Annotated in this window: 8 protein-coding genes and 1 tRNA gene; 4 read left to right on the top strand and 5 right to left on the bottom strand. The window is 41.3% G+C overall.

What is annotated here, in order from left to right:
* Window positions 1-188: 188 nt before the first annotated feature.
* A tRNA-Pro gene (locus OU683_RS16415) sits at window positions 189-262 on the bottom strand.
* 246 nt (window positions 263-508) lie between these two features.
* Between OU683_RS16415 and ggt the strand changes: the two genes are divergently transcribed.
* The 3 genes from ggt to OU683_RS16400 all read left to right on the top strand — a co-directional run bounded on the left by ggt (window position 509) and on the right by OU683_RS16400 (window position 3,726).
* The gene (gene ggt, locus OU683_RS16410; protein WP_268140296.1) at window positions 509-2,215 is read left to right on the top strand and encodes a gamma-glutamyltransferase; all 1,707 of its coding nucleotides are present in this window, start codon (window positions 509-511) and stop codon (window positions 2,213-2,215) included.
* A 317-nt stretch (window positions 2,216-2,532) separates the two neighbouring features.
* Entirely contained in the window at window positions 2,533-3,153 is a 621-nt protein-coding gene (locus tag OU683_RS16405; protein WP_268140294.1) for a hypothetical protein, read from the top strand.
* Between the two features lie 396 nt (window positions 3,154-3,549).
* A complete protein-coding gene (locus OU683_RS16400; RefSeq protein ID WP_268140291.1) occupies window positions 3,550-3,726 on the top strand; it encodes a hypothetical protein in 177 nt (58 codons plus the stop codon).
* A gap of 370 nt (window positions 3,727-4,096) precedes the next feature.
* On the opposite strand, the gene OU683_RS16395 is transcribed toward OU683_RS16400, so the two are convergent.
* Window positions 4,097-5,089: a hypothetical protein gene (locus tag OU683_RS16395; protein ID WP_268140289.1), complete on the bottom strand. Its 993-nt coding sequence runs from the start codon at window positions 5,087-5,089 to the stop codon at window positions 4,097-4,099.
* 203 nt (window positions 5,090-5,292) lie between these two features.
* Here OU683_RS16395 and OU683_RS16390 point away from each other — a divergent pair, with 203 nt between their 5' ends.
* Window positions 5,293-6,183 (top strand): arsenite methyltransferase, encoded by an 891-nt coding sequence (locus OU683_RS16390; RefSeq protein WP_268140287.1) that lies wholly within the window; start codon window positions 5,293-5,295, stop codon window positions 6,181-6,183.
* A gap of 82 nt (window positions 6,184-6,265) precedes the next feature.
* Here the strand turns inward: OU683_RS16390 and OU683_RS16385 are convergent, their stop codons facing one another.
* From OU683_RS16385 to OU683_RS16375, 3 genes are all read right to left on the bottom strand, one after another.
* Window positions 6,266-6,610, bottom strand: a complete 345-nt coding sequence (locus OU683_RS16385; protein WP_268140285.1) for a cupin domain-containing protein — start codon at window positions 6,608-6,610, stop codon at window positions 6,266-6,268.
* Window positions 6,611-6,797: 187 nt separating this feature from the next.
* Window positions 6,798-8,942, bottom strand: coding sequence for a glycoside hydrolase family 97 protein (locus OU683_RS16380; protein WP_268140299.1), 2,145 nt, complete (start codon window positions 8,940-8,942; stop codon window positions 6,798-6,800).
* 22 nt (window positions 8,943-8,964) lie between these two features.
* Window positions 8,965-11,469, bottom strand: a complete 2,505-nt coding sequence (locus OU683_RS16375; protein WP_268140283.1) for a glycoside hydrolase family 31 protein — start codon at window positions 11,467-11,469, stop codon at window positions 8,965-8,967.
* Window position 11,470: the final 1 nt, after the last annotated feature.

Raw genomic sequence — 11,470 nt, 5'->3', positions numbered from 1 at the left:
TGCTTGTAATTTGAATATTACCCGAGGGGTCCAGGATTTAAAGAATCCTCATTACATCCATCGCTGGAAATACAAAAGCTCTGCCGGCTTCACCGTCAGCTTTTCTTGTTTTCGTCGGTACTGCAAAATAAATTTTGCGCACCTCCTAAAACAAGAAAAGCGATGCTCTCGCATCGCTTTTGTGCTTGTCGGGATGACAGGATTTGAACCTGCGACCCTACGCCCCCCAGACGTATACGCTACCGGACTGCGCCACATCCCGAAATGAGAGTGCAAATTAAGCAGCTTATTTGTAATTTTCAAAGGGAAATATAGCTTTTTCCGGCCTTTCTCTTTTTTCTAATTTAAGTCTGTCGTAAAATAACAGGAAATCAGAGGTCTAAAGGAATTTTTTAAAACGCTAAAACCATAATTTTACTAATATCAATATGGGTTTAAGATCTTTTTTTGAATAGCTATCGGTTTTTTGCCTTAGTTTAGCCTCTGCACTAAAAACAGCCGACCAAAAATGAAGAAATATATTGTCTTTTTCCTTCTAATTCTTCTTCAGCAATCCTGCAAAATTCCTACTGAACCGAAAATCTACCCCTCTCTTTCTGAACGCGGGCTGGTAGCAGAACATGCCATGGTGGTATCGGCAAGAAAAGAAGCTTCAAAAATTGGGCTAGAGATCCTAAGACAAGGAGGCAATGCATTTGATGCCATGGTAGCTACAGAGATGGCCCTGGCTGTAGTTTATCCATATGCCGGCAATCTTGGTGGAGGGGGATTCATGGTGTACAGGCTTAACACAGGTGAAACCGGCGCTCTTGATTACCGGGAAAAGGCACCGCTTGGGACACATCCTGACATGTACCTCGATAGTTTGGGAAATGCAGATCCTGTAAAAAGCAGGTTTGGAGGCCTGGCAGTGGGTGTTCCGGGAACTGTAGCCGGTATTTTTGCTGTCCATGAAAAATTTGGCAGTATGTCCATGGAGAAGATCCTGGCTCCTGTCATTGCTCTGGCACAACGAGGATTTGTAGTCACCGCAAATCAGGCAGCCTCACTTAAAAAACACAGAAGTGCAATTATTAAAGCCAACGGAGAGGACGTCTTATTTGCAAAAGCTCATGAACCCGGGGACACTCTTAAAAACCATGCTTTAGCAGCGACTCTCGTAAAGCTTGCAACCAGGGGGAGGAACGAATTTTATTCCGGAGAGACTGCAGAAAAAATGGTAAGTTTCATTCAGGATAATGGGGGGATTATTTCATTGGAAGACCTTTCTGCTTACGAGGCGCAATGGCGGGATCCTATTTCTTTCACTTACGACGACTTGAGGATCATCTCAATGTCTCCCCCATCGAGCGGTGGAATTGTGATGGCCCAAATAATGAAAATGATCGAACCCTATCCCCTGGAAGAATATGGCCATAATTCGGTAAAGTCGATCCAGGTGATCACCGAGGCCGAAAGAAGAGCTTATGCCGATCGCGGCCACTATCTGGGTGACCCCGATTTTGTGGATATTCCAACGAAAAAACTACTCACCGATGAATATCTGGAGGATCGTATGCACAGCTTCAGCTTTGACAGTGCCACTCCCTCCTCTGCCATTAGTCACGGCAACATTCCCGGTTATGAAAGTATGGAAACCACTCACTACTCTATTGTGGATTCCGAAGGAAATGCGGTCTCGGTGACTACCACACTTAATGGAGCTTACGGTTCAAAACTTTACATGGAGGAATTAGGTTTTTTCCTGAACAACGAAATGGATGACTTTAGTGCCAAACCCGGAGTACCCAACATGTTTGGACTCATAGGAGGTGAAGCCAATGCCATTGAGCCCGGGAAAAGAATGTTGAGTTCAATGACTCCTTCGATTGTAGAAAAGGAAGGTGAACTTTGGATGGTTCTGGGTTCCCCGGGCGGATCCACTATAATCACCTCAGTAATGCAGACTATTTTAAATGTTGCTGAATACAGAATGGGAATGCAACAGGCTGTGAGCGCACCCAGGTTTCACCATCAATGGTTACCAGACGAAGTACTTTTTGAACCCGATTCTTTTGCTGAAGCTACCCTGGATTCTCTCCAATTTAAAGGATATGAGGTCTCTGTGGGAGAATTCACCATATTAGGAAAAGTTAACGCTATTCTGGTCCTTCCCAGTGGAAAACTGGAAGGAGGCGCCGATCCCCGGGGAGATGACGCTGCGGCAGGATATTAGTAGGGATCAATAATTAGTTTAAGGATAGAATGGTGTACCATAGCAACTTATTCCTGCTTTCCTGATTTCTTCAGATAACCAGGAAGGTTTTTCAAAAAAAACTGCCTTTGATGTTCATCTCGAATGAATGAGGTCAAGATGTATTTACAAATCTCTGCTTATGGTCGTATTAAAAGAGGTTTTAACCAATAAAAAAACAAGATAAGCAGAGTATATTTCCAAATTTGAACACAGGATAAATGGGAGGAAAGAATTATCTTTAAGAAGGGTTTTTTTAAGCATTACTCCCGGGCAACTCCCACCTTTAAGATAAGGCTTTGGACGGAATAAAGAACCTTTTAAAGAAAATGCTCTTCCCGGTAACCCCGGTAGTTGTTCTTGCCGGTATATTTTTTTTCATATTCCTCTGGGCCGTTATTGAAATATTTTCAACAACCCAAGCTTCTGCATTCCTTGCCGCAATTGCAATTCCAATTTCTCTGTTTGTTTTTGTTCTTTATGGGATCGAAAGGTTTATCGTAAGAAAAATTAACTATAGAATACTGTTTGTTGGTGAACTTATCCTATTGCTAATTCTACCTATCTCCTTTTACTATTCGGTAAGCATGACCGATTTAAATGTGACTACCGAAAAAAGTTACTTCGTAGTACTCTTTGACTCAAAGGAGAATTCGTTGACTGACTTTAAAAGAACAGGTCTTTTCGGAAAGGAGTTATCTGTATCTCATCATATAATTCATTTGGACAGTAGCCTGTACAACAATGAGGCCTTAAGAATAAGAGTGCCCGAAACCTGGCGGGAGATCTCTAACTCGCATGGACAAATAAAGCTCTCGGGTAAAAAGATTAATTACAGATTGTATTCAACAGAGGAGAATTTAAATCTAACTGTCGATGAACTGCTGGGGGAGCTCGAAAGAGAGACTTCAGAGAAATAGAGTAAAAGATTTATAAGGTTGCTAATAAATTTAGATTCCACACCAATCTTGCTATTCCATGGGTGGTTTTCGACCAGATAATTTTCAAGGAAAGATCTTTTAACCTTATTGGCTGTTTATAATTTGAACTGTCTCATCTAATTAATGACTCAAAAAATATCAGTACATTAACTACAAGCCAGCTGTATTAGCCGGTTGTATTTCAAGATCTGAATCGGTTTTTGCCCCTTGTTGCAATAGATTACTTTTAGAAGCTGTTAACTACGCTTTAATCTTTGGTCACCTCCCGGGAATTGCTTAAATTTTAGTCTCTCCTGTTCTTAAATAGAATATTCCCCCGCCTCGAAATAAGTTTGCTTAAAGAGGCTATTTTTTCTTACAATTGAAAAATACATTATGGAAGATTACAAAGATTTTGAAAAGTTTCAAAAGCGGCTTAACAGCCTTGATGATGATATAAGATCAATGGCGCTGCAGTACGCTTCGGAATACTATGCCGATCACGATCTTAGCCGCGAAGAAGCCCTCGAAAAAGGCATTTCCAAAGCCGAACTAAAGAAAAGGGATCTGTAAAACAGGAAACTATCCCAATTGGGTTGGTTTGTACCAGTAGTTTATTAAGGGACGATCATCCATTTCAACTCGATCCCAAGGGGTAGCCGAGTCAGCTCCCTCCCTGGCTCCGCATCCAAGATCGCTCTTCTGGGCTTTTGCACTAAAAATAGAGCATAAAATTGCGGTAACGACAGCAACAATAACTTTTTCCATTACTCTGGATGTTTAGGTTTTGATGTAGTTGCCTTAGGGAAGCGGGCCAAATGTAATAATTAACTTTTATTTAGGAAAAAGAAATGTAGAAAACTAAACCAGGGATAGGTGCAGAAAATGCCATTTTTGAAACCGAATATTTTAAACTCCCGCAACCTGGATCTGCTGAATATTATTACTCCTCCCCTTCCTGGGTAATCTGCTCTTTGATAAATTCAATCACCTCCCCATTGATCTTAGGGGTAGACCAATGTCCTACTTCTTCATAGGTATGGAATTCTGCATTTACGCCTTCGTTTTTATAAATCTTTTGACAGGTCTCCCATCGCTCTGGTTGCATTTGCTCCCCAACAGTCGCATATACAAGCGTACGCTCTTCTTCGCTATAGGCATCGTCATAAAGCACTGCGTCGTTGTCATCAAGTTTTCCCATAAAAATGAACTGCGGCACCTTTTTATATACTTCAATATCTATTTCGCTGCCCGAGATCTCCTGAAGGTCATTGATCCCCAAAGGATAATTAAGTGTATAATTATTGATCTCCTTTACTGGCAACATGAGGATACCATTCAAGCCACCGGAAACTACGGCCTGAATTTTCCCAGGATGCAAAAATGTAAAGCGGTTGACAAAACTTCCGGATGCCGAGAATCCTGTCATTACTACTTTTTCCTCTACCGGAATTCCCAAATCCTGTAATCTTCGCCTGGCATCGCTAACCATCGCCAGCAACTGCAAGTCCAGGCGTTCGAGCTCCTCATTTTGGGAAAGCATGGCATCCCTGTCCAGGGCGTGGGTGTAAACCAGATTTTCCTTTCTCGTCCTTGGAAAAACCGGTACAAGTAACGGCAAATCAAGTTCGGTGGCAACGATATTCCCTATGGATCTTTTTGTGGCCACAAAAATTGCCCCTTTCCGATGTAATTCAATAGAATCTGATGTAAAACCGGAATTATTTGGCTCAACAACCAGGAAGCGTGTTTTAGCTTTTGTAGTTCCTTTCGGGATCATGAGTAAATATTCATGTGAAAATCCGGCAGCAGGATTGGCTTCAATGGAAATGAGCGTATCCTTAAGAAAGAACCCTGATCTGCTTTCGGAAAATGGGTTTTGTGAAACACAATTTTGGAAAGTCAGAATTAACGCAAGGCTAAGAAATAACTTCATAACCATTTTTTTAGTAGACGAACCGTCAGAAGTTTAGCACTAATAAATTTAAAAAAATACTCTAAAAAAACTCACTACAGAAGGTTACTTTAAACGCAAAAAAAAATCTAAATGAAAAACAAGCGGACATTTTTTACTGTAATTTTATTATCGTAATATTACAATGATTAATAATGTTATTTGTTTTACACAAACTTTCAAAGATGAAAACAGAACAAGAACTTAAAGATTCGGTTAAAGAGCGGTATTCTAAGATCGCGGAGCAGGGGAAAGTAGAAAATGCTGCTTCCTGCTGCGGTGCCACTACGCCTTCCAACAAGGTATATAATATAATGATGGACGATTACACCGGCACAGAAGGGTATCTGGAAGATGCCGACCTTGGTCTTGGTTGTGGCCTTCCTACTCACTATGCAGGAATTAAAAAAGGTGACACCGTTATAGATTTGGGATCGGGAGCCGGTAATGACTGCTTTGTAGCCCGCCATGAAACCGGTGCTGAAGGTAAAGTGATAGGGATTGATTTTACCCCCACAATGATCAATAAAGCCCGTGCGAATGCCGAAAAACTTGGATTCAACAATGTGGAATTCCGGGAAGGAGATATTGATGAGATGCCTGTAAACGACAATAGTGCAGATGTCATTGTGAGCAACTGTGTATTAAACCTGGTCCCAAATAAACAGAAAGTGATCGCCGAGATCTTTAGGGTTCTTAAACCCGGAGGACACTTCAGCATTTCAGATATTGTTTTAGTGGGGGATTTGCCCGAAGCTTTACGCGAAGACGCAGAGATGTATGCAGGATGTGTGGCAGGAGCAATTCAAAAAGATGATTACTTGACGTACATTGAACATGCAGGTTTTCAAAATCTTATTCTTCAGAAGGAAAAAACTATCACTCTCCCAGATGACATTCTGGAAAAGTACCTTTCAGAACAAGAAATAACTGAATTTAAAAAGGGAAAAACGGGAATTTTCAGTGTCACAGTTTATGCGGAAAAACCCGGAGCAAAAAAAGACAAACCTAAACTCATAATGTCCAATTTACAGGAACAGGGAGCATGTTGCACCCCGGATTCCGGATGTTGCTAGCATATAAAATAAAGTAGCTGCTCAAAATCGCAAGATTTTAAGCAGCTACTTTATTTCAAAACAGGTTATCATGAAGGAATTATTAAGAACCTTCAGCTACTCCTTTCACCCTCTCGGCAGAATCTGATTTTGACAGGGACAACCGAACTATACTGTCTTCTTCAGCTTTAAGATCATGCGGTATATTTCCTTCAAGAGATAACATATCCCCTTTTTCTATTTTGTGTACCTCTCCATTGACTCCAAACGTTATTATTCCCTCAAATAATTCTACAACAATAGGATAAGGTGTTTTATGTTCTTTCATAACCTGTCCTTTTTTCATAGCTATTCGTATCTCTTTACTGCTATCGGTATCCATTAAAACGTGGACAGCAGGTTTTGTATCATTATATTCCAGGTTCTTTAATATAGAAGCGGTTTTCATAATTTATATTTTAAGTTTCGATTTAAAGTACAAAAACTTCAGAAGAATAGGGATGTTTCAGCTAAATCCTAACAAAGGTTTTAGAATATTTAATTTGATCTGGTTTGTTGAAGCTTCAGAAAAGCACATAAAAAAACCGCCAGAAAATGCTATTTTCAGGCGGTTAATTATAAAAATGTTCTTCAGCTTAAAGCTTTTTCAAACCTTTTGTTTCCTTCTTTTCGGCGGGAACTATGCTAATTGCATACCCTCCTCCCGGAGCGCTCCACTGCTTTAGATCACTCTTGCTGGTCACAACAACTTTCCTGATGTTATAGGCCTGCGGGTTCTTTTTGTAATGCGCATCTTTAGCATCGGAATAAATGGTAGCAATATACTTTTGTCCGGGTTCAAGGAAATCAAAAGATATTTTTGAAGTTCTCGGGGTTTCCCCGTTTACATTTCCAACGAACCATTTTTCAGTACCTTTTTCTTTACGCGCAATTGTAATGTAATCTCCCGGTTCAGCTTCAAGATAAACACTCTCTTCCCAATCCATTCCGACATCTTTAATAAACTGAAATGCATCCATAAACCTTTCGTAGTTCTCAGGAAGGTCGGCAGCCATTTGTAGCGGACTATACATAGTTACATATAATGCCAGTTGATTAGCAATGGTACTGTTTACCCACGAATCATTTTCAGGATTTACCTTACTAATATCCATTTCAAAGATCCCTGGAGTATAATCCATTGGCCCTCCTAAAAGCCTGGTGAATGGAAGTACTGTCACGTGGTTAGGCTTGGAACCTCCAAAAGCCTGGTATTCTGTCCCTCTTGCCGATTCATTGGCAATAAGGTTGGGCCAGGTACGGGCAACTCCTGTAGGCCTAACGGCTTCGTGAGCATTAACCATGATCTCATAATCTGCCGCTTTTTCAATAGCGTACTGGTAGTGATCCACCAGCCACTGGCTGTAGTGGTTCTCTCCTCTTGGAAGAATGTCTCCCACATATCCACTCTTCACAGCATTGTAACCGTGATCTTTCATGAATTGATAAGCTGAATCCAAATGGCGCTCATAATTTCTTACCGAAGAGGAAGTTTCATGGTGCATTACCATTTCCACACCTTTGCTCTTTGCATAATCTCTTATCTCCTCAAGGTCAAAATCGGGATATGGAGTCATAAAGTCAAAAACGTAATCCTTGGAATTCCCAAACCAGTCTTCCCAGCCAATGTTCCAGCCTTCCACAAGAACTCCGTCAAAACCGTGCTCGGCAGCGAAATCTATATACCGCTTAACATTTTCTGTAGTGGCACCATGAGTTTCATTAGGCGTGGCATTTTCAAAATCTGTTTCTCCAAGTTTTACTGCGGCAAAATCATTAGTGTAGTGCCAGCTGCTTTTTCCTGTGATCATTTCCCACCAAACTCCTACGTATTTCATAGGTTTGATCCATGAAGTATCATCAATAGCCACAGGATCGTTTAAATTGTAAGTCATTCTTGAGGCAAGGATATCCCTGGCATCGTCACTTACGATAATTGTTCTCCAGGGAGTCTTCCCTGGTGCGATCATGTATGCTTTATTACCTGTAACATCTGGAGTAAGCCATGATTCGAAGATCATGTTCTCATCATCCAGCTCCAGGTGCATTGCAGAATAATCGAGCAAAGCCGCTTCGTGCAGGTTAATATAAAGTCCTTCATCTGTTTTCATCAAAAGGGAAGTTTGCACCCCGGTATCCGAAAATGAGGTTTGGGAGAGGTTATCTGTAATAGAACCTTCCATTTCTCCTCTAATTTCAGAAAGTTTTGATTCAATGTAATCATATTCCTGTGTATCGTAATCTCCCGGGATCCAGAAAGCGGTGTGATCCCCTGTCATAGCAAACTGGGTTTTTTCATCTTCTATAATGAAATGCCCCAGGTTTTGCTGCTGCGGAAATTCATATCTAAACCCGAGTCCGTCATTGAAAACTCTAAACCTTATGATCATTTGACGATCTGTTGGCTTTTGGTTTAGCACTATTGCCAGTTCGTTGTATTTATTCAGAATCTCGCTTTCTTCTCCCCAAACCGGTTCCCAGGTTTCCTCAAAATCAGACTCTTCACGTTCTATGACTTCAAAATTATTGATTAGATTATGCTCATCATTTTTTAGGATCAATCCCAGCTTACTAGTTTCGATCACAGGCTCACCTTTGTAAAAAAGGCTATAAGCAGGAGTTCCGTCTTCCAGTAACACAAACTGCATTTGCACCTCCCCATTAGGGGAAGAGACTTTTTGAGCTACCGCCACTGCAGTAAAACTTAACCAAAGGCAGGAGATTATTAGTAACTGCTTCATCTTCAATTTTTTCATTTGGTATTTATTTATTAAGGGTAATTAATTGTTTCTTTTTATTATCAGGAAACCTTATAAAAAGTCGATTGTTTTCGGTATCATAATGATATCCCGAAACATCAAAGATAGTATTCCATTTTTTCTTAAGCTCCTCTGCAGGCTTCTCCGCCAGAATTTTTCCGTTCAGGTTCACTGCTATCGGCTTCTCTTCCAGGTAGATCTCCAGCCAAAAATTTCTTTTTTCATTATTGCTGAAGTTATTTTCCTGCGGCTCATTAATTGTTACGACTACTTCTGAAGAAGTTGTTTTACTTTCAATCATCGTCTTTACAAAATGATCTTTTCGATAATCATTTGTTGTTCCCTCATCCTCATAAAGCGTAAATTCTGAAGGTTTTGCTCCCGGAAAGATCTCCAGGATCAAAGGCGCATTTTTCATGGCACCTATATAAGGCATCACCGGCATTTTCGGAATTATGGCACCTTCTTTTACGAATATGGGAATTACTCCAAGAGGGGTGTCATAGTCAATAAACTGCTTTCCCTTAAAAGACCTTTTTGGATCATTATAATCTCTCCAGTTTCCTTTTGGCAAGTAAACCTGTCGGTAAGTTACTCCTTCCTCAACCACAGGAGCTATAAGCAGTTCCTCTCCAAACAAGAACTGATTATCTAATTCATAGGTTTCTTCCTCTGAAGGATATTCCAGCAACAATGGTCGCATAATTGGCAAGCCTGTGTCATATGCTTCCCTTGAATAGGTGTAGATATAAGGATGTAGCTGATACTTGAGTTCAATAGCTTCTTTTGCTATTTTTTCGGCTTCCTCTCCAAATAACCAGGGTTCCACTGCATTGTTTCCTTCGTGGTGGACCCGGCTCAACGGATTAAAAATTCCAAACTGCAACCAGCGGACATACAATTCTGAAAATTCTTCATAATCTGTGATCTCTCCGCAATAACCGGAAATATCTGTAGTCCAGAACGGAATAAGTCCCAGGCCTGCAGACATTCCCATCGGCACCTGGTCGGCAAGATTCTCCCAGCCGTCGGTAACATCTCTTCCGTTTCCGCTATCGCCGCTCCAGCCAAAAGTGTAGCGTTGCATTCCGGCATAGGCCGCCCTGGTCATTTGGAAAACCCGCTGATTTGGGTTTCTCTTTTCAAATTGTTGGGTTACCACGCGGTCCCATTCCAGTCCATAGACGTTGTGTATCTCGGCATGCATACCTTTGTGGTGCTTCATATAAAGCCTGTCGGTACTTTCTTCATTGCTCCATGCAGGTTCGCCCATGTCTGTCCAGAATCCTTTTACCCCGTCATCAAGTGGCTTTTGTTGTAATTCACCCCACCAGTCGGCTACTTTGGGATCGGTGAAGTCTACAACTCCGGCATTACCTCCCCATGGCCAGGGCATGTCATAAGGTTTTCCGGTGCGTATATCGGTTGCCAAAAATCCCTTTTTTGCCGCCTCTAGCCACTGATCTTCAACAGCCTGAGAAATTACCGGATCCTGAGAAATGATTACTTTAAATCCATCTTCAGCCAGATCTGAAAGCATCTTTTTTGGATTGTCATATCTGTCTTTTCTCCATTCGAAGTTCTGCAGGCCTTCCACCCAGCCAATATCCTGGTAAATAATGTCGATTGGAATTTCCCTTTTTCGGTACTCTGTTGCAATTTCTCTGGTAAGCTCTTCATTAACGAGCATACCGCGGCTTTGGGACCATCCCAGGGCCCAGTTTGGTGGCATAATAGGCTTTCCGGTAAGGTTAACAAAACTTTGAATTACTTCCTTCAGGTCTTTGCCGTACATGAAGTAATAGATAAACGCCCCATCGGGTGCCGAAAATGAGAAATATTCCTCAGATTTTTCTCCGAAGTCAAATTCTGTTTTATAAGTGTTGTCGAAGAAGATTCCGTAGTTATAGGTGCTTAAAAAGAAGGGAATGCTCTTGTACAATGGATCCTCGGTATCTGAATAACAGGGTTTATCACTGTTCCACATCGTGAAAGAACGTCCCCGGCGGTTTAGCGGACCGGTTTTCTCTCCCAGACCAAAGAACTGCTCTTCTTCCCGCAGGACTTTTCGTGTTTCAGTCCGTGTTCCTTCAGTAACATAAGCTTCCGCATCAAGATCTCCTAAAACAAGCCGTTGATACCTGTCAAAAATCTGAATTTTGAACGGCTTTTTGTGTACCATCACCCGCAGGTCACCGGTGAATATTTCGAAGTTTGAAGCATTTTCTTCCACGTTAATGTTGAAATTTGGATCAAATTCTTCATTAATAACGGCAAAGGATTCATTGTTGCGGGTAAATTCCCCCGTGGGAGCATACCAGAACTTAATGTTCTTTGAATCCAGGAATTCCAGAGATAGTTTAGCACCGTTCTCACAGCCAAATACTGCTTTATTCCCGCTTAATTCATAGGAATTGCAGGCAAAGGCTGCCGTATCCTGAGCAAATCCTTTTAACGAAAGGAAGATGCTCAAAACAGAGATGATGACTATTTTTGTAGGGTTTAGCATA

It is taken from the genome of Salinimicrobium sp. TH3, from assembly GCF_026676115.1.
In the GTDB taxonomy this organism is placed as follows: Bacteria; Bacteroidota; Bacteroidia; order Flavobacteriales; family Flavobacteriaceae; genus Salinimicrobium.
Note: the sequence above shows the minus strand (reverse complement) of the source record. Positions and strands in the feature narration are given on the sequence as shown.

What these genes read in the sequence shown, in the direction of transcription:
- OU683_RS16400 (WP_268140291.1), top strand. Translation starts at nt 3,550, where the DNA reads ATGGAAGATTACAAAGATTTTGAAAAGTTTCAAAAGCGGCTTAACAGC.
- OU683_RS16380 (WP_268140299.1), bottom strand. Translation starts at nt 8,942, where the DNA reads ATGAAGCAGTTACTAATAATCTCCTGCCTTTGGTTAAGTTTTACTGCA.
- OU683_RS16385 (WP_268140285.1), bottom strand. Translation starts at nt 6,610, where the DNA reads ATGAAAACCGCTTCTATATTAAAGAACCTGGAATATAATGATACAAAA.
- OU683_RS16395 (WP_268140289.1), bottom strand. Translation starts at nt 5,089, where the DNA reads ATGAAGTTATTTCTTAGCCTTGCGTTAATTCTGACTTTCCAAAATTGT.
- OU683_RS16375 (WP_268140283.1), bottom strand. Translation starts at nt 11,469, where the DNA reads ATGCTAAACCCTACAAAAATAGTCATCATCTCTGTTTTGAGCATCTTC.
- ggt (WP_268140296.1), top strand. Translation starts at nt 509, where the DNA reads ATGAAGAAATATATTGTCTTTTTCCTTCTAATTCTTCTTCAGCAATCC.
- OU683_RS16390 (WP_268140287.1), top strand. Translation starts at nt 5,293, where the DNA reads ATGAAAACAGAACAAGAACTTAAAGATTCGGTTAAAGAGCGGTATTCT.